This window comes from Pseudomonas ceruminis, assembly GCF_021602025.1.
Lineage (GTDB): Bacteria > Pseudomonadota > Gammaproteobacteria > Pseudomonadales > Pseudomonadaceae > Aquipseudomonas > Aquipseudomonas ceruminis.
The window spans coordinates 37,632-60,139 of sequence record NZ_BQHW01000008.1; the positions used below are offsets into that span (position 1 = coordinate 37,632).

19 protein-coding genes are annotated in these 22,508 nt (G+C 63.5%); 10 read left to right on the forward strand and 9 right to left on the reverse strand.

Translation table 11 applies throughout. From position 1 onward, the window contains the following. Positions 1-8: 8 nt before the first annotated feature. Entirely contained in the window at positions 9-2,279 is a 2,271-nt protein-coding gene (locus L6D80_RS11665; RefSeq protein ID WP_176513781.1) for an ATP-binding protein, read from the reverse strand. A 264-nt stretch (positions 2,280-2,543) separates the two neighbouring features. Between L6D80_RS11665 and L6D80_RS11670 the strand changes: the two genes are divergently transcribed. The 7 genes from L6D80_RS11670 to L6D80_RS11700 all read left to right on the forward strand — a co-directional run bounded on the left by L6D80_RS11670 (position 2,544) and on the right by L6D80_RS11700 (position 8,893). Then, positions 2,544-3,071, forward strand: coding sequence for a Csu type fimbrial protein (locus tag L6D80_RS11670; protein ID WP_054901695.1), 528 nt, complete (start codon positions 2,544-2,546; stop codon positions 3,069-3,071). A gap of 30 nt (positions 3,072-3,101) precedes the next feature. Continuing rightward, positions 3,102-3,638 (forward strand): Csu type fimbrial protein, encoded by a 537-nt coding sequence (locus tag L6D80_RS11675; protein ID WP_054901694.1) that lies wholly within the window; start codon positions 3,102-3,104, stop codon positions 3,636-3,638. A gap of 19 nt (positions 3,639-3,657) precedes the next feature. Continuing rightward, entirely contained in the window at positions 3,658-4,191 is a 534-nt protein-coding gene (locus tag L6D80_RS11680) for a Csu type fimbrial protein (RefSeq protein ID WP_054901693.1), read from the forward strand. Between the two features lie 9 nt (positions 4,192-4,200). Then, complete coding sequence (locus L6D80_RS11685; RefSeq protein WP_176513739.1) at positions 4,201-4,704, forward strand: Csu type fimbrial protein; 504 nt, start codon at positions 4,201-4,203, stop codon at positions 4,702-4,704. Between the two features lie 38 nt (positions 4,705-4,742). Next, positions 4,743-5,519 (forward strand): fimbrial biogenesis chaperone, encoded by a 777-nt coding sequence (locus L6D80_RS11690; protein ID WP_176513736.1) that lies wholly within the window; start codon positions 4,743-4,745, stop codon positions 5,517-5,519. 69 nt (positions 5,520-5,588) lie between these two features. Beyond that, positions 5,589-7,925, forward strand: coding sequence for a fimbria/pilus outer membrane usher protein (locus tag L6D80_RS11695; protein WP_302474963.1), 2,337 nt, complete (start codon positions 5,589-5,591; stop codon positions 7,923-7,925). Continuing rightward, positions 7,922-8,893 carry a Csu type fimbrial protein gene (locus L6D80_RS11700; RefSeq protein ID WP_176513730.1) on the forward strand — a complete coding sequence of 324 codons (972 nt, stop codon included), beginning with the start codon at positions 7,922-7,924 and terminating at the stop codon, positions 8,891-8,893. Before L6D80_RS11695 ends, L6D80_RS11700 begins: the two co-directional genes overlap by 4 nt. Positions 8,894-9,036: 143 nt before the next feature. On the opposite strand, the gene L6D80_RS11705 is transcribed toward L6D80_RS11700, so the two are convergent. The 3 genes from L6D80_RS11705 to L6D80_RS11715 form a co-directional block, all read right to left on the reverse strand. Next, positions 9,037-10,185, reverse strand: a complete 1,149-nt coding sequence (locus tag L6D80_RS11705) for a M14 family metallopeptidase (protein WP_176513727.1) — start codon at positions 10,183-10,185, stop codon at positions 9,037-9,039. A 256-nt stretch (positions 10,186-10,441) separates the two neighbouring features. Further along, a complete protein-coding gene (locus tag L6D80_RS11710; RefSeq protein WP_054901687.1) occupies positions 10,442-10,957 on the reverse strand; it encodes a DUF4880 domain-containing protein in 516 nt (171 codons plus the stop codon). Between the two features lie 431 nt (positions 10,958-11,388). Then, positions 11,389-11,700: a DUF6124 family protein gene (locus L6D80_RS11715; RefSeq protein WP_054901686.1), complete on the reverse strand. Its 312-nt coding sequence runs from the start codon at positions 11,698-11,700 to the stop codon at positions 11,389-11,391. An 88-nt stretch (positions 11,701-11,788) separates the two neighbouring features. On the opposite strand from L6D80_RS11715, the gene L6D80_RS11720 reads away from it, so the two are divergent. Beyond that, a complete protein-coding gene (locus L6D80_RS11720) occupies positions 11,789-12,493 on the forward strand; it encodes a LexA family transcriptional regulator (protein ID WP_176513725.1) in 705 nt (234 codons plus the stop codon). A 33-nt stretch (positions 12,494-12,526) separates the two neighbouring features. On the opposite strand, the gene L6D80_RS11725 is transcribed toward L6D80_RS11720, so the two are convergent. Genes L6D80_RS11725 through L6D80_RS11740 form a run of 4 tightly spaced genes read right to left on the reverse strand, consistent with a single transcriptional unit; the run spans position 12,527 to position 18,084 of the window. After that, positions 12,527-14,479, reverse strand: coding sequence for an acetyl/propionyl/methylcrotonyl-CoA carboxylase subunit alpha (locus L6D80_RS11725; RefSeq protein WP_176513724.1), 1,953 nt, complete (start codon positions 14,477-14,479; stop codon positions 12,527-12,529). Next, on the reverse strand, positions 14,476-15,291 hold the full coding sequence (locus tag L6D80_RS11730; protein ID WP_176513722.1) for a gamma-carboxygeranoyl-CoA hydratase: 816 nt from the start codon (positions 15,289-15,291) through the stop codon (positions 14,476-14,478). Before L6D80_RS11730 ends, L6D80_RS11725 begins: the two co-directional genes overlap by 4 nt. A gap of 2 nt (positions 15,292-15,293) precedes the next feature. Next, positions 15,294-16,901 (reverse strand): carboxyl transferase domain-containing protein, encoded by a 1,608-nt coding sequence (locus L6D80_RS11735; protein WP_176513719.1) that lies wholly within the window; start codon positions 16,899-16,901, stop codon positions 15,294-15,296. A gap of 19 nt (positions 16,902-16,920) precedes the next feature. Continuing rightward, on the reverse strand, positions 16,921-18,084 hold the full coding sequence (locus L6D80_RS11740; protein WP_054901681.1) for an isovaleryl-CoA dehydrogenase: 1,164 nt from the start codon (positions 18,082-18,084) through the stop codon (positions 16,921-16,923). Positions 18,085-18,400: 316 nt separating this feature from the next. Here L6D80_RS11740 and L6D80_RS11745 point away from each other — a divergent pair, with 316 nt between their 5' ends. Beyond that, positions 18,401-20,074 carry an AMP-binding protein gene (locus L6D80_RS11745; RefSeq protein ID WP_176513717.1) on the forward strand — a complete coding sequence of 558 codons (1,674 nt, stop codon included), beginning with the start codon at positions 18,401-18,403 and terminating at the stop codon, positions 20,072-20,074. Positions 20,075-20,127: 53 nt separating this feature from the next. Here L6D80_RS11745 and L6D80_RS11750 read toward each other — a convergent pair whose 3' ends face one another. After that, positions 20,128-20,289, reverse strand: coding sequence for a hypothetical protein (locus L6D80_RS11750; protein ID WP_176513714.1), 162 nt, complete (start codon positions 20,287-20,289; stop codon positions 20,128-20,130). A 140-nt stretch (positions 20,290-20,429) separates the two neighbouring features. Here L6D80_RS11750 and L6D80_RS11755 point away from each other — a divergent pair, with 140 nt between their 5' ends. Beyond that, positions 20,430-22,448, forward strand: coding sequence for an alpha-1,4-glucan--maltose-1-phosphate maltosyltransferase (locus tag L6D80_RS11755; RefSeq protein WP_176513712.1), 2,019 nt, complete (start codon positions 20,430-20,432; stop codon positions 22,446-22,448). The last annotated feature ends 60 nt before the right edge of the window (positions 22,449-22,508 follow it).

Below are 22,508 nucleotides of genomic sequence, written 5' to 3' on the forward strand. Positions count from 1 at the left end.
CGGGTGCCTCAGGTAGTCTCTGGATGACGGGGAAGGGTGAAATGGAAACTGGCGCCTTGGTCGACCTGGCCTTGGGCCCAGACGCGGCCATCATGGCGCTCGATGATGCGCCGCACGCTGGCCAGGCCGATCCCGGTGCCCTCGAAGTCTTCCATGCGGTGCAGGCGTTGAAACACACCGAACAGCTTGTTGGCATAGGCCATGTCGAAGCCGACACCATTATCGCGAATATAGACCTCGGTTTCCTCGGCGTGCTCGCAGGCACCGATTTCAATGCGTGCAGGTTCGCGGCCACGGGTGTATTTGATGGCGTTGGCGATCAGGTTGTGCAGCGCCAGGTTGATGAACGCCGGGTCGGCGATCACCTTGGGCAGCGCGGCGATGTCCCAGATGATCTCACGCCCTTCATAGTCAGGCGCCAGGTCCTGGCGGATGGTTTCGACCAGGGCATTGAGGTCGACGTCCGATAGGCGCAGCGCCGAACGGCCCATCTGCGAGAAGTTCAGCAGGTTGTCCACCAGGCTGCCGGCGAAATGCGCGGCCTCCTCGATATGCGTCAGAAAGCGCCGGCCGCGTTCGCTCAGCCCCTGGCCTTCGATCTCGCTGAGCAGTTCGGTGTAACCGGCGATATGCCGCAACGGTGCACGCAAGTCATGGGACACGCTGTAGCTGAACGCTTCGAGTTCCTTGTTCGAGCGGCGCAGTTCGTTGGCCAGCTGGGCCATCTCCTCGGCCTTGCGCAGGACGATGCCGAACACGGCGGTGCGCAGCTCTTGCACGCCTTCGATGACCAGCGGGTCCCAAGGTTCGCAATACCCGCTGACCTGCTCCTGCCAATGCTCGAAACTGTGCCGCGGGCTGAGCGCACCATGGGCCCCGACCTGTTTTTCCGGCCGCCCGGCCCAGTGCACGGTGCGCGCCTGCTCGGGGCGGAACCACAGCAAGTAGTGCGAATGAATTTGCGAGATAGCCACCGCCAGTACGCCACCGGCATGCTGCGCCAGTTCGGGCAGTTCATCGATGTCACGGGTTACATTGTCGCTGTGAAACACTGTCTCTTCACCGCGCTGGGCCAGCCAGTGTACCAGAGCATTGACCTGCGCCGCGGGCGGCGTCTGGCCGATGAGGTCGCAGCGTTCGGCGCAGATCACGGCGGCGCCGCTGGCCCCGGTGAATTTCAGCAGCACATCCGGGAGGGCGCGCAGGCCGTCGCTGACGCTGTCGTGGTCGGCCATGGACGAAATCATCCGCACGATGTGCTGGCGCAGGTCGAGCAATTGGCGGGTTTTGGCGTGGGACTCACGTGATTCGACCTGCAACGACAGCACGCTGGCCAACAGTTCGCAGGCGGTGCGGATGCGCAGGTCCACCGGGTGCGGTTGCTCGTGGTGGCACGACACCAGGCCCCACAACTGCCCGTCGACCACGATCGACAGCGACATCGACGCCAGTGTGCCCATGTTACGCATGTACTGCAGATGGACCGGTGATACGCTGCGCAGGGCGGCGAAACTCATGTCCAACGGCTTGCCGGTAAGCGGGTTGGTGCCTGGTACCAGCGGCGAGGCCTGATAGTTGGCATCTTCGATCACGCGAATGCGGTTCACCCGGTACAGCTCGCGGGCCTGGCGCGGAATGTCCGATGCCGGAAAGCACAGGCCCAGGTAGCGCGGGTAACCCTCATCGGCCTCTTCGGCCAGTACTTCGCCATTGCCCTCGGCGTCGAAGCTGTAGGCCTTGACTCGGCCAAAACCGGTAATGCGCTTGATCTGCCGTACCGTCTGTTGCAGCAGGTCCGCCAGGCTTGCGGCGTTGGTCAGGCTGGCGACAAAACTGCGTACCAGCGGGTAGTAGTCGTCGTGATCGGTCAGGTTGGAGGGCGAGCGTATGGGCTTGAACTCGGCAATCAGCACCTGGTCGTGGCGGTGGGTCAGCAGGCGCAGCTTGTCGATCCAGGGCGCGCCATGGCGCAAGCGCACATCACCGACATGGAACGGGAACACCTGGTCGCCGGGCAGGCGCTCGAGCTGCGCGCACAGGTCGAAGCAGCCGCTGACCACGCTGGCGAATGTGCTCCCTACCAGCGCCTGTGCGGGCACGCCGAGCCAGCGCTCGACGTTTTCGCTGGCCTGAAGGATGCGCAAGCTTGGCTCGTCCAGCACCAGCATGAAGCCGTGCGGCTGGATGCTGCCCGGTACCTGGATCGGCTCCTGGGCGCAGCGTTCCACGGCCTCGGCAAGTGCGATGTCTGCGGTCGTCAATGAATACGCTCCTGTCATGTTCGTCCATGCATGGCGCATGCGTCTGATTCCGGCCCTGTGGCGGTGCTGCACCGTAACAGAATGCGTGCCGCTTTGCCGGCCTATGGCCATTGGAGGCGCGGGAGGTTCATGGGTTCGGTGCCGACAGAAAATTTGTTGAAGACGTTGTGTGAGGGCCTGTTAAGTCTTTGTCGTTAGCACCAAAGAATGGCGTCTGCCAGCCGGTTTGTGCGCCACTGGCTGCTACGCTCAAATTCACCCTATACAAACAAGGAATACGAGGTGAAGGAGCGCTTTCTGGCCGCGTTGTTGGGTCTCTTGCCGGGCGGCTGTGCCGTTGCGGCGGATTTCCTCGTCGAGGTGCGGGTGCAGGTGCAGCGGGGCTGCATGCTGGTCGGCCAGCAGCGCGATGCAGGGGCTCAGGCGCTGGGTCGAATCGACCTGGGCAGCACCGCACGCCTGGATGGCCCGGGTGCACCGGTGAGCGGCGTGCTGCTCAGCCAGCGCCCACCGCGGTTGGAATGTAATCCCGACACGCCTTATCAGGTGCGCGTCGACGGTGGCCAGCATGGCGGCGCTGGCGAGCTGCGCTTTCTTGCCAGCGAAGATGCCAAGGCCCGGCCCATTCCTTATCGCCTCTACCGCGACGCGGCCTGGCGCGAACCGGTGGCTGTCGAGGTGTCCCAGGCGGCGCGGGTGCCGGACAGTGGCACGGTTGAACTGCCGCTGTATGCGCGGATCGACCGGTTGGCTTGGGTGCCGCGCGCCGGGCAGTACGCCGACCTGCTCAAAGTCACGGTCACCTGGTAGCGAGGCCACTCTGCACATGGACGTCACACCATGAACCGCACTTCGCTTCTGCTGCTGACACTCGGCCCGCTGTTGTTGCCCAGCGGTGCGGTGCATGGCACCACCACCGGGTTCATCCAGGCACGCCTGGTCATCAGCGCAGCTTGCCAGATCAGCAGCGGTGACCAACCGCCGGCAACCCTGGGGAACCCGGGCGTGATGGACTTTGGCGAGCGCGGTCCGAACTGGGACCAGCCGCTGCGTAGCCGGGTTGACGAGGTGAGTGGCGAGGGCCGCCTGCAAATCAGTTGCACGCCTGAGGTCAGGGCTTTCAACGTGCGCATCAACGGCGGCCTGAACGGCAGCGATGGCGTGCGGCGCTTGAGCAATGGTCGCCAGATGATTCCCTACCAACTGGCGGTCGACCCCGGCGGCAATAGCCGTTACGGCATCGGCCAGGCCCGCGCCTTCACCATCAGCAGCGCCCAACAGATCCCGATTCCTATTTACGGCGTAGTGGTGGCGCAACCGCGCGCGCTGCCGGCCGGGCTGTACCGCGACACCCTGAGAGTGACCCTGGACTGGTAAACAACGCAAGGAGACCGCCATGCGAACGAACCTCACCCGCTGCATCCTCGCTGGCCTTGGCCTGGCCTTGGCATCCCATGCCCAGGCCGCCACGGTGACCGGGACCATCAGCTCGACCCTGACCTTGACTGCAGCCTGCCAGGTCAATGGCAGTGCCGGTACGTCGGGGTTGAACTTTGGTTCCCTCAACTTCGGCACTCAGGATGCCCTGTTCACCACCGCCAGCGGTCAGGTGCTGGGCGGTGGCGGCGGCGCGATGAGCATCCTCTGCTCGGCTGGCACCGTCCCGGCGATCCGCGTGCGCGCCGGCACCCACGATGGCCAGTCGACAGGGGGCACGCGTGCGCTGGCCGACGGCAACGGTAACTTCGTGGCGTACGACTTCTATACCGACACCGGGCATACCCAGCTGCTCGCCATAGACGGCACCATTACCTTGCCGACCAGTACCGGCGTTGCGCAAACCGTCAACCTGTACGGTCAGGCGCGAGGCAAGGCGGGGTTACCGGCGGGGGTGTACACCGACACGGTGGCCGTCGAGCTGTCGTTCTGAGCCGCCCCCATGCGCGAAGGGCTCGCTGGCTGCCTTGTGGGCCTGGGCCTGCTGCTGGCCACACCGCTCGATGCGGCCACCACCAGCACCTTCCAGGTCTCGGCGCAGATCGTTGCCGGCTGTTTGGTCGTCGGTGGGGTAACCAGCTATGGGGTGCTCAATTTCGGCACGCAGTCGGCATTGTCCACCGGCATTCTCAGCACGTCCCTGGGCGGCACCACCGTGACCTTTCAGTGCACGCCGGGCGTAACCCTGAGCATGAGGCTTGATGGCGGCCAGAACCCGGCCAGCGGCACGCGCAACCTCAAGCGCAATGACGGCACGCAGGTATTGGCCTACCAGTTATACCGCGATGCGGCCTACACCCAGGCCCTGGGCATCGGCCAGAGCGTGACGGTGAGCTACAGCGACCCGATGGCGATCAAGCTGCCGGTATATGGCCGCACCCAACTGAGCGGCACGCTGCCGGCCGGGACCTATAGCGATGTAGTGCAAGTGACGGTGAGCTGGTGATGGCACCGGCAACCTGAGCATCAACCAAGGAGAGTGGTATGCGGGCATGCGCGAAGTGGGCGCGGGGAGTGATCGGGTTTCTGCTGTTGGCGAGCCTGCCGGTGGGGGCGGCAACTTCGGTGCTGATCTGGCCGATCGACCCGGTGCTGGAGGCCGACCAGAAAGCCGGTGCGCTGTGGTTGGAGAACCGCGGTTCGGCCCCGGCCAGTCTGCAGGTGCGGGTGTTCGCCTGGCGCCAGGGCGATTACCAGGAGCAGTTCCAGGCCCAGCGCGAGATCATTGGCAGCCCGCCGGTAGCCACCATTGCCCCAGGCCAGAAGCAACTGATTCGCCTGACCCGCACCGGCAGTTCACCCGCCGGCCAGGAGCAGGCCTACCGCATCATCATCGATGAGATCCCCTCGCCACTGCCGACCGACAATGCCAACCAAGGCACCACGGCAGCCATCCGCCTGCAGATGCGCTACTCGGTGCCGTTGTTCGTCTATGGCGAAGGTTTGTGGGGTAAACCCGACCCGGACGGCAAGCGCAGTGCCAGTGGCGTCGGCAAGCCGCAGTTGAGCTGGCGCCCAGTGACTGTTCAAGGCAAGCCCTATGTGGAGCTGCGTAATACCGGCCCGGTGCACGCGCGGCTGACCGACGTGGTGGTGCAGCAGGGCAGCCAGGCCAGACCTGTGGCCGAGGGCCTGCTCGGCTATGTGCTGCCCGGGGCCAGCATGCGTTGGCCGGCACCTGTGGCGGCCAACAGCAGTGGCGTACTCAAGGGCAGGGTTAACGGCCAGGAAACGGCTGAAGCGATCCGTCAGGGGCAATGAGCGTGCGGCTGAGTGAAGGGCAGGGGCCAGGGAGGACCCGGCAATGGTTGGAATCGGTGTGTGAAATGGCTGTTGCGGGCAACGCGCCGCTGGTGCCTGGGGTTCGTCGTGCTTAGCCCCAGCCTGGCCGTGGCCGACGACCTGCCGCCACCCCCCACGCAGGCCGCTGCCATCGCCGACGCCACGCTCTACCTCGACCTGCTGGTGAATCAGGTGCCCAAGGCTGAGCTGGTGCCGGTGCAGCAACGGGCCGGGCGCCTGTACCTGGGCAGCGACGTGCTGCGGGCGGCGGGCATCAAGCTGCCGGGCAATCCCCTGGGTGAGGTGGCACTGGATGAGGTGGCTGGCCTGCACACCGACTACGACAGCCAAAACCAACGCCTGTTGCTGCAGGTGCCGCCGGCCTGGCTGCCGGACCAGCAGGTCGGTGATCGCAGCCTGTACCCTGCCAGCGATGCGCGCAGCAGCTTTGGCGCCTTGTTCAATTATGACCTGTACCTGAACGACACCGACGACGGCGGCACCTACCTGGCGGCCTGGAACGAACTGCGTCTGTTCGACCGTTGGGGAACCTTCTCCACCACCGGCCAGTGGCGTCAGTCATTCAACGGTGCGCAAGCTGGCGCAAGCCGTCAGGGCTTCCTGCGTTACGACACCACCTGGCGTTTCACCGACGAGCAGCGCCTGCTGACCTACGAAGCCGGTGACGTGGTCACCGCGGCCTTGCCCTGGACCAGCTCAGTGCGTGTCGGCGGCCTGCAGCTGTCACGCGATTTCGCCGCCCGCCCGGACTTGGTCACCTACCCGCTGCCGGCGTTCGCCGGTGAAGCGGCCGTGCCGACCTCACTGGATCTGTTCATCAACGGCTACAAGTCCAGTACCACCGAGTTGCAGCCGGGCCCCTACACCCTGACCAACGTGCCGTTCATCAACGGGGCCGGCGAAGCGGTCGTGGTCACCACCGATGCCCTTGGCCGTCAGGTGTCGACCACCTTGCCGTTCTACGTTACCAGCAGCCTGTTGCAGAAGGGCCTTACGGACTTTTCGGTGGCCGCCGGCAGCTTGCGCCGCGACTACGCCATGGAGGACTTCGGGTATGGCCCTGGTGTTGCCTCGGCCAGCCTGCGTCATGGCGTCAGTGATTTTTTCACCCTGGAAAGTCATGTCGAAACTGCCGAATCGCTGTTGCTCGGTGGATTGGGTGGCACCCTGCGCCTGGGCAACTTCGGTGTGCTCAATACCGCGCTGGCGCAGAGCCAGTTCGACAGTGACAACGGCCACCAACTCGCCCTCGGCTACCAATACAACAGTCAGCGCATCGGCTTCAGCTATCAGCGTCTGCAACGCCACGGCGACTACACCGACCTGAGCCGCGTCGACACCCCCGAGATGCAATTGAGCCAGCGCAGCGAGCAAGTCACGCTCAGCCTCAACCTGGATCGCTACGGCAGCCTCGGAGCCGGTTACTTCGATGTGCGCGCTGGGGACGGTACGCGCACCCGGCTGATCAACCTGAGCTGGAGCAAGCCCCTGTGGGGCAACAGCAGCATGTACTTGTCGGCCAACCGCGAAGTCGGCGACAGCCAATGGGCAGTGCAGGCGCAACTGGTGATTCCGTTCGACTTCAACGGCACGCTTGCCGTGAGCCTGGAACGCAGCAAGGACGGCCAGGACCTGCAGCGCGTCAACTACAGCCGCGCGGTACCGGTGGGCACGGGGGTTGGCTACAACCTCGGCTATGCCACAGGCGGCAACCGCGACGCCTATCGCCAGGCCGATGTCACCTGGCGCCTGCAGTCGGTGCAACTGCAGGCCGGTGTGTACGGCAGCAGCGGCGAAATGACCCGCTGGGCCGATGCCAGCGGCTCGCTGGTCTGGATGGACGCTGGCGTCTTCGCTGCCAACCGTATCGACGATGCCTTCGTGGTGGTCAGTACCAGCGGCTACGCCGACGTGCCGGTGCGCTACGAGAACCAGGCGATAGGCCGCACCGACAAAGGCGGTCACCTGTTGGTGCCCTATAGCAGCGGCTACTACCGTGGCAAATACGAGATCGACCCCATGGGCCTGCCGCCCGACATCCTTGCCCCTCAGGTGGAGCAGCGCGTCGCGGTGCGCCGTGGCAGCGGCTACCTGCTGGAGTTTGACCTCAAGCGCGTGCTGGCGGCGAGCATTGAATTGGTTGATGACAATCAGCAGCCGCTCAAGCTGGGCAGCAAGGTGACCCACCAGGAAAGTGGTAGCCAGGCGGTGGTCGGCTGGGATGGCCTGGTGTACCTGGAAAACCTGTCGCCGCACAACCGCCTGCACGTGCAACTGGAAGGCGCAGGCCAATGCGAGGTCGCCTTCGACTTGCCGCAGGCAGAAGGCTCGATTCCGCTCATCGGCCCGTTGGTGTGTCGATGAGTTCGGTGATCCGCGGCCTGGTATGGGCAGGGTTGCTGCTGCCGGCGGGTTCGGCCTGGGCCTTGTGCACGTCGGTGCCGACCTCGCCCGCGGGTTTCGGCACCGTCAATTCGACCCTGGTACGCACCAACGTACAGGCTGCCTCTACCCTTAACGCGGGGCTGCAATGCACCGGCTCGCTGCTGACGCTGCTCAGTGCCAGCGATCACTTCTACGCCACCATTACCCCTGCCTCGGGCGGCTTGGTGGGGCCAACGGGTGATGTCATCGCCTACACCCTGTATGCCGACAACAGCACCAGCTACCCGATCGCCCGAGGTGTGGCCTTCGACTTCGCCCGCAACGGCATCCTGGATTTGCTGGGGTTGCTCAACGGCACTACCCCAAAAACCGTGCCGCTCTACATGAGAACCCTGATCGGCAGCAACGTCGCGGCCGGGGTGTACAGGGAAAATCTGACCGTGGCCTGGAGCTGGAACTACTGCTCCGGCATAGGTGTCGGTTCGCTCTGCCTGGGTCGCGACATCGGTGCTGGCAGCCAGACCCTGAGTGTCAGCCTGACCGTAAGCAACGATTGCCAGATCACCACGCCCAACATCAACTTTGGCAGTGCGCCGGTGGTGACGGGGTTCGGTACGGTGAACCAGAGCATCAGCTTGTCGTGCACCAAGGGCAGCAGCTATACCGTGGGGCTGGATGACGGCCAGAATGCGGCGGGCGGGCGCCGCCGGATGAAGTCTGCGGCCAACAACTACCTGGCCTACGACATCTTCAAGAGCGCCGGGGCTGTGCGCTGGGGTTCGCTGACGAGTGCGAGACGGTCGAGCAGCGATGCCGATGTGAACCCGGGGGTGGGCACCGGGACTGGGAGCCAGGTATTCAATTACAACGCCAAGGTCTATACCGACCAGGCCACACCGCCGGCCACGAGCTATGCCGATAGCGTGATACTCGATGTGCAGTTTTGACCGTGTCGGCCTGTGTGACCCGCTCTTGGGGAGGCTTGAACGGGGTGAAAACCGCGTAAAAGCCTCGAAGGTATGAACCACGCGCCCGGTTTACGGTGTAAAAGGCATCTTCGGTCGTATACCCGCGAAGAGGCCGGCACCGATCAGCGCAAATCGTCAGCGATCTTCAGCAAGGTTTCAAGCACCGCCCCCGCCAACGCCTTCGACCGCTTACCCGACCAGCCGGTAACCGGGTTGGGCGCATCGTCATGGTCCTTGAAGGGCATTTCCAGGGTCAGGGACAAGCAGTCATACGCCATCCCTACCGCATTGCACGCCAGCGTCGTATTGGCCTGCCCCGGTTCATCACGTGTGTAGCCATGCTTGGTCTGGAAATCCGGCGTAACGCTGCACAACGTAGCGCGAAACTGCGCCTCAAGCTTGGCCAGTCGCGGCGTGTACCCAGGGTTGCCTTCGCAGGCCGCAGTGAACACATGCGGGATTTCCTCATCCCCATGCACGTCGATAAATGCATCCACCCCATATTGCTTCATCTGCGCCTGGGCAAAGAACACCTCAGGGGTCAGCTCGACACTGGCATCCTGCCAAGCTCGGTTGAGGTCTTTGCCGTTGAAATTGGTCCGCAGGTGGCCGAGGAAGGCGCCATCGGGGTTCATGTTGGGGATCAGGTACAGGTCGGCCTTGGCCAGCAGTTGCTGAACGACGTCATCATTCGCTTGCAGCCGATCGATCACACCCTCCATGAACCACTCGGCCATGTGCTCGCCCGGGTGCTGCTGGGCGATCAGCCACAGCTTGCGCTTGCCCGCGCTGCCGTTGCCTGCGCGCAGCAGGGGGATGTCGCGGCCTTGCACGCTGCGGCCATGGGCCAACAGTTCGACCCCTTCGATTTGCCGGGCACGTTCGATCAACTGGTTGTGGCGTGCGCGCGGGTAGGGCTCGAAGTAGGCGAACCAGATCTGCTCGTGCTCGGCCTTGATTTCAAAGACCAGTGCCTTGCCATCGAACTGGCTGGGCACGCGGAACCAAGTGTGCTGGTCGTAGGAGGCCACGGCGTTATAGCCGGCCCAGGCGTTCTTGTAGGAGGACTCGCTGGCGTTGTCCAGGCTGAAGCGATGGGTGTGACCGGGGGTGAGGCCGCTGACCTTGAAGTGGAACCACTGGAAGTGGCCGCTGTGAGTGTCCGGGCGGATGGCCAGGTGGACCAGCGCCGGGTTGCTGGCATCCAGGACCTGAATGTTGCCGGAATCAAAGGCGCAGTCGATCTGCAGGGGGGAAAGCGTCACGGTCATTGGCGAGGCTCCTTGGGCTTTATTGTGGGGGTACTGTACACCCCTTGATGGCCTGGAAGAACGCTCTTGTGCTGATGACCTGCTCTTGGGTTGGGGTGTGAAGGCCTCGCAAATCGAGCACCCCTGTATTGTGGGAAAAATCGTTAAATAAAGGATTTTTGAAGAAAATCCCTACGCGTAGCTTTAACTTTTCCTTCGATAATTATGCTTATGCCTCTTACTCCTGTTAATAGAGGCTGAGGATCTTGTCACGGGCCTACGCCCAATAACCAATCAGCAACAGCGCAGCAACACCCAACCCAACCGCAATCGAGCACCCACCCAACGAAAGCGCCGCGCGCCCTTGCCGGTACCAGCCATCCTGGCCGAGCTCGCGCGCCGGTGCCAGCAGGCTGCGCCAGCGCAGCTCGGTGTCATGGAAGGCTTGCAGGTGGGCGGGGTCGGCATCGAGCCAGCGGCGGAAATCGATGCGTTCACAGGCGGTTGCATCAGGGCTTTGTAGCCGCACATACCATTGCCCGGCAACGCTGGCCAGGGCATCGCCATGGGGGCATGCCGTTTGCAGCGCTTGGTTCATGTTGCGTTCGATGCTCACTAAAGGCAGGTCGAGGCGGCTGGCAATGCTGGCGAAATCCAGCTGGTCGAGGCGGTTGAGCAGGAAGACTTGCTGAACACGACGAGGGAGGCGTTTGAGCCCATGCAGCAGAGCATCCTCGGCCGCATGGCCGGAAGAAGGCGTTGGGTGCTCAAGGGGCAGCAGCAGACGGGTCATGGACAGCTCCTTGCTCGAGGGAAGGGTGGGGGCATCTTCCTTGATGCGGAACCAGAGTAGGCGAAACGAGATTGATTCTCAAGTGCTGATTCCGCAAAGTTTTGTAATGAGCGTTCACGCCCTGACACACTTTTGCTATCATCGCGGCCATCAACGATCTTCATTAGCCTGAAGAGCCAAAAAAATGACCCGGCAAAAAGCCGGGTCAAAAACCGTGATTAGCCTGATGAGGAGATAATCTGAGAGCGACCTAAGCTCCAGGTTATCCAGCGGATCTCGCGATCAGCTGAGTGCAATAATAATCGTTATCATTTGCCAGTCAAATGAATTTTCAGTTATCCGGTAAAAAAGTTTTACCGGAGCGCTTCCTTGTCCCGGCAATCGGGGCATTTGCCGTTCTGGCCATCACGTTCTCCCTACCTGTTTCTTGCCTACAAGCCGCTATCCACGGAGCGCCGGTGCTCCAGCAGCGCCCTGGCCATGTCCATCATGTGCATCAGTGCGAAGGTCAGTTCACGGGTGGTGCCTTCCTGATGAAGGGCCGTTTCCTGGGCAGTGGCGGCAGCACAGCGCAGCAGTGCGATGGCATGTTCCTGCGCTTGTTCGGCGGTGACCCCCTCGTGCAGGGTCCAGATTTTGTTGTGTTCGCTAGGACGGGTCGGGTTGGGGTTGAGGTAATAGTCGAGGGCGCGACGGGCCGCTTCGCTGTCGAGATCTGTTACGTCGTTTTTCGGTGGTTTCATCCTGATACCTGCGAATGCCAATAGGGGAAAGGTCCTGAGTGATACTAATACCTAAAGTATTTTTGCGCTTTCTGATAAATAATACCGAATGTTTATTGAGCGCTCGAAGGCAGTCCGTATCGTGCCAGCGATGAATATGGATAAATGGATTGCCCTCGTCCGTGAGCGGATGGAGGAGCTCGATATCTCCCAGGAGCAGCTCGCCGAACGCGTCGGGGTCTCCCAGGGCAGTGTCGGGCACTGGGTGAACAAGCGGCGACAGCCAAAGGTCGAGTCGATGAACCGGGTATTCGTCGAATTGGGCATGCCGCATTACCACGTCAGCATGCAACTGAGGGTGCTCGGCCAGGTAGGTGAGGACACTGGCCGCTACCTACTGGATGAAGACGATGATGTAGACCTGATGCAATACATCGTGTGCTTCCGTTACCCGGTGCGTGGCTGGGACGCCTTGGCCGAGCCAGAGCTTGATCCGCCCGTGCTGTTCGAGCAGACCGAGTACTTGGCGCAGGGCAAGGCGTTCTGGCTGACCGTAGAAAACGATGCGATGAGTACCGCCAGTGGCCGTAGCGTGCCGCAGGGGATGCGCATTCTGGTGGACCCAGGGCTGGAGGCGGAGCCTGGGCGCTTGGTGATTGCGCGTCAGCCAGGCAAGTCAGCGATTCTGCGCGAGCTCGCCGAAGAGGGCGGGCAGCGGTACCTGAAGGCGCTTAACAGCAGTTATCCGGCGCTGGTGTGTGAAGAAGGGTGTGAGTTTCTGGGCGTGGTCGTGCGGGTGCACGGCGTCTTTTAGAGGGCAGGGGCCGCTAAGCGGCCCCGGTTCAGATCATTCGGCGAGCTCGACCAGCACTGTCCCTTCGCTGACCATTTCCCCCTCATGACAGAACAGCGCCTTCACTGTTCCCCCCTGGGGCGCGCGAATACTGTGCTCCATTTTCATGGCCTCCAGCACCACCAGGGCAGTACCCGCCTCTACCACTTGCCCCGGCTCGACCAGCACGCGGACGATGCTGCCGTTCATGGGCGCGCCAAGCCCACCTTGATGGCTGTGACCGGCCTCGGCTTCGGCGATGGGGTCGAACGCCGTGATGGCATGCATTTCCCCGTCCCAGCGCAGGAACAGCGTGCCACCCCGGCGCACAGCCAGATAACGCTGGCGCATGCCGTTGTTGTCATGACCCAACTGTTCACCGTCCAGCCGCCAGGTGGACGCCGCGCTGCGTTCAAGGGCAACCGCCCGGCGTTCGCCGCCACTGAGCAGGTGCAGGCTGCTGCGCGCCGGCAGCCCCAGGCGCAGGCCATCGCACGCGGCCCAGGGTGAGTGGCGGTCGTCCTCGCGCTGGTACGGTGCCTGGCCCTGCAACCAGGCCTCAGCGGCCGCCTCCCAGAAGGCCACTGGCAGAGGTTGCGGGGCCGGTAGCAAAACCGCGTGATGACGTGGGATGAACCCAGTATCCAGCTCGGCCGCGGCGAACGCCGGGTGGGCGAGAATGCGGCGCAGGAAGGCGATGTTGGTTTTCAGCCCGCCGATGGCGAACTCGTCCAGCATTGCCAGCAACCGCAGGCGTGCTTGTTCGCGGTTCTCGCCCCAGGCGATGAGCTTGCCCAGCATGGGGTCGTAGAAGGGCGAAACCTCGTCTGCTTCACTGACCCCGCTGTCCACCCGGCGACCTTCGCCAGGTGCCGATTCGCGGTACAGCGCCAGGGTGCCGGTGGCCGGCAGGAAGTCATTGGCCGGGTCTTCGGCGTACAGGCGTACCTCGATGGCATGGCCGTGCAGCGGCACCTGCGCTTGGGTGATCGGTAGCGGTTCGCCGCAGGCAACGCGGATCTGCCAGGCCACCAGGTCGAGGCCGGTGATGGCTTCGGTGACCGGGTGCTCCACCTGCAGGCGCGTGTTCATCTCCATGAAGAAGAATTCGCCACGTGCGTCGAGCAGAAACTCCACGGTACCGGCACCCACATAACCGATGGCTTGCGCGGCACGCACTGCAGCCTCGCCCATGGCCTGGCGCAGCTCGGCACTAAGCCCTGGCGCAGGCGCTTCCTCGACGACTTTCTGGTGACGACGCTGGATCGAGCAGTCACGTTCGTTGAGGTACAAGCAGTTGCCGTGCTGGTCGGCGAATACCTGAATCTCCACATGGCGGGGCTTGAGCACGTACTTTTCCACCAGCATCCGTGCATCGCCGAACGACGACTGGGCTTCACGCTGCGCCGAGGCGAGGGCATCGGCCAGTTGGCTCTCGTCCTCGACCACTTTCATGCCTTTGCCGCCACCGCCAGCGCTGGCCTTGAGCAGCACGGGGTAGCCGATTTGCTCGGCGGCGGCACGGAAGGTCTCAAGGTCCTGGGCTTCGTCGTGGTATCCCGGTACCAGCGGCACCCCTGCCGCTTCCATCAGTGCCTTGGCAGCCGATTTGCTGCCCATGGCGTCGATGGCACTGGCCGGTGGGCCGAGGAAGATCAGCCCGGCGTCTTCGATGGCGCGGGCAAAGCCTGCGTTTTCGGAAAGAAAACCATAGCCGGGGTGGATCGCCTGGGCACCGCTGGCCTTGGCCGCCGCGAGCAGCTTGTCGATCACCAGGTAGCTTTCCGACGCCTTGCTGCCGCCCAGGTCGATGCGGATATCCGCTTCACGGGTGTGGCGGGCATCACGGTCGATAGCGCTGTGTACGGCCACAGTGGTCAGGCCCAGGGCCTTGGCGGTGCGCATTACCCGGCAGGCGATTTCGCCGCGGTTGGCGACCAGCAAGGTGGTCAGTGTGGGGCGGCTCATGGGCGCGGCTCCTTCTTGTGCTCGGTTTGCCAGGCAGGCCGGCGTTTTTCCAGGAAGGCGCGTAGGCCTTCCTGGCCTTCGGCGCTGACGCGGATGCGGGCAATGGTGTTTTCGCAGTAGCGGCGCAGGGCTGGGCTGAGTTCGCCGTCGTCCACCTCGCGCAGCAGGTCCTTGGTGGCGCGGAGCGCTTGCGGACTGTTGTGCAGCAGGTTGTCCACCCAGGCCTCGACCTGTGCGTCCAGTTCACTGGCCGGGTACACCTCGGCCAGCAAACCCAGCTCGCGAGCGCGCACGCCGCTGAAACGCTCGGCGGTCAAGGCGTAACGGCGGGTGGCTCGCTCGCCAATGGCCTTGACCACGAAGGGGCTGATCACCGCCGGTGCCAGGCCGATCCGCACTTCCGACAGGCACAGTTGTGCATCCTCGGCACCAATGGCCATGTCGCAGCAACTGATCAACCCCAGGGCACCGCCAAAGGCCGCGCCCTGCACCACGGCCAGGGTCGGAGCCTTGAGGCGGTGCAGGGCGTACATCAGCTCGCCCAGTTCATGGGCGTCATCCAGGTTGGTGTTGAAGTCCAGTTGTGCCGATTGCTGCATCCAGGCCAGGTCTGCACCAGCGCTGAAATGCCGGCCCCGGCCGCGCAACACCAGGAAGCGCAGGCCGGCGTCTTCGGCCAACTGGTCGAGGGCAACGATCAACTCGCGGATCATCTGTGCGTTGAAGGCGTTGTTCTTGTCCTCGCGGCTCAGCCACAGGGTGGCGAAACCGCGCGGGTCGCGGATCACTTCGAGGGTGTTGAAATCGCTCATGGTCACATCCGGAAAATGCCGAAGCGGCTCTGTTCGATGGGCGCGTTCAACGCGGCAGACAATGCCAGGCCAAGCACGTCGCGCGTCTGCGCCGGGTCGATGACACCGTCGTCCCACAGCCGGGCGCTAGAGTAGTAGGGGTGGCCCTGGTGTTCGTACTGATCAAGGATCGGCTGCTTGAGCTTGGCTTCATCCTCGGCACTGAACGCCTGGCCACTGCGTTCGCACTGCTCGCGTTTGACCTGCGCCAGCACCCCGGCGGCCTGTTCGGCGCCCATCACGCCAATCCGTGCGTTGGGCCACATCCACAAGAAGCGCGGGTCGTAGGCGCGACCGCACATCCCATAGTTACCGGCGCCAAAGCTGCCACCGATGATTACCGTGAACTTCGGCACCTGGGCGCAGGCCACCGCAGTGACCAGTTTGGCACCGTGCTTGGCGATGCCGCCTTCCTCGTACTTCTTGCCGACCATGAAGCCGGTGATGTTTTGCAGGAACAGCAGCGGAATGCCGCGTTGGCAGGCCAGCTCGATGAAGTGCGCGCCTTTTTGCGCGGCCTCGGCGAAAAGGATGCCGTTGTTGGCCAGGATCGCGACCGGGTAGCCGTGCAGGTGGGCAAAGCCACACACCAGCGTGGTGCCGAACAGTGCCTTGAACTCGTCGAACACCGACCCGTCGACCAGGCGCGCAATCACCTCGCGCACATCGAACGGTTGCTTGGCATCGGCCGGCACGACGCCATACAGCTCTTCGGCGCCATACAGCGGTGCCACCGGTGCCTGGCGCTGCAGCGTGCCCAGCTTGTGCCAGTTGAGGTTGGCCACGCTGCGCCGGGCCAGGGCCAGGGCGTGCTCGTCGTTGTCGGCATAGTGGTCGGCCACGCCGCTGGTGCGGCAATGCACGTCGGCACCACCGAGGTCTTCAGCGCTCACCACCTCACCGGTGGCGGCCTTCACCAGGGGCGGGCCGGCAAGGAAAATGGTGGCCTGCTGGCGCACCATGATTGCTTCGTCGGCCATGGCCGGTACATAGGCGCCCCCGGCAGTGCAGGAACCCATGACCACCGCAATCTGCGGGATGCCCAGCGCGCTCATGTTGGCCTGGTTGAAGAAGATTCGCCCGAAGTGCTCGCGGTCGGGGAAAACCTCATCCTGGCGCGGCAGGTTGGCGCCACCGGAGTCCACCAGGTAGATGCATGGCAGGCGGTTCTGCAGGGCGATGGTCTGCGCACGCAGGTGTTTTTTCACGGTGAGCGGGTAGTAGGAGCCGCCTTTGACCGTGGCGTCGTTGGCCACAATCATGCATTCCACGCCCTCGACGCGGCCAATGCCGGCGATCACGCCAGCGGCGGGTACGTCTTCGCCATACACCTCGTGGGCCGCCAACTGGCCGATCTCGAGAAACGCCGACCCAGGGTCGAGCAAGCGGTCGATACGTTCACGCGGCAGCAGCTTGCCGCGCGAGGTGTGCCGTTCCTGGGCCTTGGGGCCGCCGCCCTGGGCAATGTGGGCGATCAGGCCACGCAGGGCCTGGACCTGTTCGAGCATGGCCGCGCTGTTGCCGGCGTATTGCGCCGAACGCGGGTTGATCTGTGTATGCAAGGTAGCCATGTGCGCCCGTCCCTTGTGCTCAGCGGGTTTCGTTGAACAGTTCGCGGCCGATCAGCATCCGGCGGATTTCGCTGGTGCCGGCGCCGATCTCGTAGAGTTTGGCGTCGCGCAGCAGGCGGCCGGCCGGGAACTCGTTGATGTAGCCGTTGCCACCGAGAATCTGGATCGCCTCCAGTGCCATTTGCGTGGCGCGTTCGGCGGTGTAGAGGATGACCCCGGCCGCGTCCTTGCGCGTGGTCTCGCCACGGTCACAGGCCTGGGCCACGGCGTACAGATAGGCGCGGCTGGCGTTGAGCTGGGTGTACATGTCGGCAATCTTGCCCTGGATCAGCTGGAACTCGCCGATGCTTTGGCCGAACTGCTTGCGGTCGTGAATATAGGGCACCACCAGGTCCATGCAGCTTTGCATGATGCCGGTGGGGCCGCCGGAGAGCACCACGCGCTCGTAGTCCAGGCCGCTCATCAGCACACGCACGCCGCCATTGAGCTGGCCGAGGATGTTTTCCTGCGGCACTTCGACGTCATCGAAGAACAGCTCGCAGGTGTTGGAGCCGCGCATGCCCAGCTTGTCGAACTTGTTGCTGCGGCTGAAACCTTTCCAGTCGCGTTCGACGATGAACGCCGTGATGCCATGGGCGCCCTTGTCCAGGTCGGTCTTGGCGTAGATCACGTAGGTGTTGGCGTCGGGCCCGTTGGTGATCCAGGTCTTGCTGCCATTGAGCACGTAGTGGTCGCCGCGCTTTTCGGCGCGCAGCTTCATCGACACTACGTCGGAGCCGGCATTGGGTTCGCTCATGGCCAGGGCGCCGATGTGCTCGCCGCTGATCAGCTTGGGCAGGTACTTGAGCTTCTGTTCATGGCTACCGTTGCGGTTGATCTGGTTGACGCACAGGTTGGAGTGGGCGCCATAGGACAGGGCCACCGACGCCGAACCGCGGCTGATCTCTTCCATCGACACCACGTGGGCCAAGTAACCCAGGCCCGCGCCGCCGTATTCTTCCGATACGGTGATGCCCAGCAGGCCCATGTCGCCGAACTTGCGCCACATGTCGGCGGGGAACAGGTTGTCGTGGTCGATCTGTGCGGCGCGTGGTGCCAGTTCGGCAGCGACAAAGGTGCGCACCTGGTCACGGAGCATGTCGATGGTTTCGCCCAGGGCGAAGTTCAGGGAGGGGTAATGCATGCGGGGGCACCTTCTTGTTCTTGAAATATGGATGGCACCGTCGGTTCGTACCTCATCACCTGTGGGAGCGGGCTTGCCCCGCGAATGCGTCGGCAGGGCGACCGTCATTGCCTGAACGATCGCTTTCGCGGGGCAAGCCCGCTCCCACAGGTGGCAATGTAGGGCGAAGTGTAGTGCCGTTTTCACCTTTACGTTAACGTAAACCTGCATTCGGTCACTGTCAATCTGCTCATCACCTTTACGTAAACGTAAATCTGCGCCAGAGTAATTGCGCTTGCTTCAGCCGTGCCCAGAACAACCACAAGAAGGGACACCCATGAGTCAACCTAGCTACACCCGCGGTCGCCAGGACCGAGCCTTACTGACCCAGACCATCGGCCAGGCGTTCGATGCCACGGTGGCCCGCTGTGCCGATGGCGAGGCGCTGGTGTCGCGCCACCAAGGCCTGCGCTATAGCTGGCGGCAGTTGGCCGAACAGGTCGAAATGCATGCCTGCGCGCTTATGGCCCTAGGCGTGAACACCGGCGACCGTGTCGGCATCTGGTCGCCCAACTGCGCCCAGTGGTGCATTTTGCAGTTGGCCAGCGCCAAGGTCGGCGCCATCCTGGTTAACATCAACCCGGCCTATCGCGTGGGCGAATTGGACTATGTGTTGCGTCAGTCCGGCTGCCGCTGGCTGGTGTGTGCCGATGCCTTCAAGACATCTGACTACCACGCCATGGTCCAGGAACTGGTGCCAGAGTTGGCCTGCGCCACGCCAGGTGAACTGGCCAGTGAGCGCCTGCCGGACTTGCGCGGCGTGATCAGCCTGGCCGCCAACCCGCCTGCCGGCTTCCTGCCCTGGCACGCATTGGCCGAGCGGGCAGGGCAGACCTCGACCGATGCCTGCACTGCCCGCCAGCAAAGCCTGCAATTCGACCAGCCGGTGAACATCCAGTACACCTCCGGCACCACCGGGGCGCCCAAGGGGGCCACGCTCAGCCATTACAACATTCTCAATAATGGCTTCATGGTCGGCGAGAGCCTGGGCCTGACCGCACATGACCGCATGGTGATCCCGGTACCGCTGTACCACTGCTTCGGCATGGTCATGGCCAACCTCGGCTGCATCACCCACGGCAGCACCATGATCTACCCCAACGACGCCTTCGACGCCGAGCTCACCCTGCGCGCCGTGGCCGAGGAGCGTGCCAGCATCCTGTACGGCGTGCCGACCATGTTCATTGCAATGCTCGACCATCCGGCCCGCCAAGGCATGGACCTGTCGACCCTGCGTAGCGGCATCATGGCCGGTGCCACCTGCCCGATCGAGGTGATGCGCCGGGTCATCGACCAGATGCACATGGCTGAAGTGCAGATCGCCTACGGCATGACCGAAACCAGCCCCGTGTCACTGCAGACCGGCCCAGACGATGACCTGGAGCTGCGCGTGACCACCGTCGGCCGCACCCAGCCGCAGCTGGAAAACAAATTGGTGGACGCCGACGGCTGCATCGTGCCCAGGGGCCAAATCGGCGAATTGTGCACCCGTGGTTACAGCGTGATGCTCGGCTACTGGGACAATCCGCAGGCCACGGCAGACGCCATCGACCCGGCCGGGTGGATGCATTCGGGCGACCTGGCGGTGATGGACGCGCACGGCCATGTGCGCATCGTCGGGCGCAACAAGGACATGATCATCCGCGGTGGGGAGAACATCTATCCACGGGAGCTGGAGGAGTTCTTCTACACTCACCCGGCGGTAGCGGACGCGCAGGTGGTCGGTATTCCCTGCAGCCGGTACGGGGAAGAGGTGGTGGCCTGGATCAAGTTGCACCCAGGGCACAGCGCCACGGTCGAAGAGTTGCACGACTGGTGCAAGGCGCGCATCGCGCATTACAAGGTGCCCCGACATTTTCGCTTCGTCGAGGAGTTCCCGATGACGGTAACCGGCAAGGTACAGAAATTTCGCATGCGCGAGATCAGTGTGGAGGAACTGTCTGCGATTTGACGGACCCTCTCGCCGGCTTGCCGACGATAAGGCCCCTCAGTTGCGCCCGAACCTCAGACCTTCACCGGCGGTTCATCACTCGGTGGGTCCCCCACCGTCGGCGGTACGGTCGGCTTGATCGGCAGTTCGTCCGGTTCTTCTTCCGGCACAGGTGGCGGCAAGCTAGGGTCGTCGATGTTGGGATCGGGGGTTTCCGGTGGAATGGGAATGTTCATGGCCTGACCTCGCGGGGGTGAATGAAGGGGTGGTGCAGCTTTGATTCGGTGGCTGCGCCATTCGCTCAATTTTTTTGAACCCCTCGCAAGCTCCGCCGCTCTGAATCCTTACCGCCAATGCCAACCGGGAGCCAGGACCGATGTCGCGTAACGAGCCCTTCGAAAGCGTACCGATGGCCAACGATCACCCGGACCAGGCTATCAGCCTGTCCCAGGCGCTGCTGGCGCCGCGTATCGTGATCGAAGACAGCACCCCGGTACTGGACGGCGGCACCTTTGCCGCCAAGGCCATCAGTGGCCAGCCGGTTGCCGTCAGCAGCAAGGTATACAGCGACGGGCACGACCGCCTGGCGGTCATGCTCAACTGGCGCCCGGCCAAGCGCCAAGGCTGGCATTGCGTGCCCATGCATTCGCCGGGAAACGACCTGTGGCTGGCTGAATTCACGCCTACGGAACTGGGCCTGCACCTGTTTAGCGTCGAGGCCTGGATCGACCCGTTCGCCACCTATTGCCATGACCTGGAGAAGAAGTACCACGCCGGCGTCGACGTCACGCTCGAATTGGAGGAGGGCAGGTTGCTGCTTGGCAAGGGTGCCGAGCGCAGCGAAGGGGTGTTGCGCGACCAGATCGGCGCGCTTCAGGCACACCTGCCAAACCTGCCAGTGGACGAACAGGTGGCCTTGTTGCTAGGCCCGGACGCCACGCGCCTGATGACCGAAGCCGAACACCGCAGCTACCTTACCCGCAGTGTCGAATTCCCGGTCGACGTTGACCGTCCGGCAGCGCAGTTTGCCAGTTGGTACGAGCTGTTCCCCCGCTCGATCACCGACAGCCCCCAGCGCCACGGCACGTTCAACGACGTTCATGAGCGGCTGCCGATGATCCGCGACATGGGTTTTGACGTGCTGTATTTCCCGCCCATTCATCCGATCGGCAGGACGCACCGCAAAGGCCGTAACAATGCCTTGCAGGCCGAGCCCAACGATCCGGGCAGTCCCTATGCCATTGGCAGCTCCGAAGGCGGACACGACGCCATTCACCCTGAGTTGGGCAGCCGCGAGGATTTCCGCCGCCTGGTCGCGGCTGCCGCCGAGCATGGTCTGGAAATCGCCCTGGACTTCGCCATCCAGTGCTCCCAGGACCACCCGTGGCTCAAGGAGCACCCCGGCTGGTTCAGCTGGCGCCCCGACGGCACCATCCGCTACGCAGAGAACCCGCCCAAAAAGTACCAGGACATCGTCAACGTCGATTTCTATGCTGCCGAGGCCGTGCCCTCGCTATGGCTGGCCCTGCGCGACGTGGTGGTGGGGTGGGTCGAGGAGGGGGTGAACACTTTCCGCGTCGACAACCCGCACACCAAGCCGCTGCCATTCTGGCAATGGCTCATCGCCAATGTGCGTGCCCAGTACCCTGAGGTGATTTTCCTCGCCGAGGCGTTCACCAAGCCTGCGATGATGGCACGCCTGGGCAAGGTTGGGTACGCGCAGAGCTACACGTACTTCACCTGGCGCAATACCAAGCAGGAACTGCGCGAGTACTTCGAGCAGCTCAACCAGCCGCCGTGGAGCCAGTGCTACCGGCCGAACTTCTTCGTCAATACGCCGGACATCAACCCGTTCTTCCTGCACACCTCGGGGCGTGCCGGTTTTCTGATCCGCGCCGCGCTGGCGACCATGGGGTCTGGCTTGTGGGGCATGTATTCGGGCTTCGAGCTGTGCGAGGCCACGCCGCTGCCGGGCAAGGAGGAGTACATGGACTCGGAGAAGTACGAGATCCGCCCGCGCGACTTCACCCAGCCCGGCAACATCATCGCCGAGATCGCCCAGCTCAACCGCATCCGCCGGCAGAACCGCGCCTTGCAGACCCATCTCGGCGTGGCGTTCTTCAACTGCTGGAACGACAACATCCTGTACTTCGCCAAGCGCACGCCCGAGCGCGACAATTACATCCTCGTGGCGATCAGCCTCGACCCGCACAACGCCCAGGAAGCGAGCTTCGAGCTGCCGCTGTGGGAGCTTGGGCTGGATGACGATGCCGACACGCTAGGCGAGGACCTGATGAACGGGCACCGCTGGACCTGGCATGGCAAGACCCAATGGATGCGTATCGAGCCGTGGCATCAGCCGTTTGGCATCTGGCGTATCGAGAAGTCCGGCTAGGGACCGCTGCGCGCCCCATTCGCGGGGCAAGCCCGCTCCCACCCAAAGGATGAATGCTCT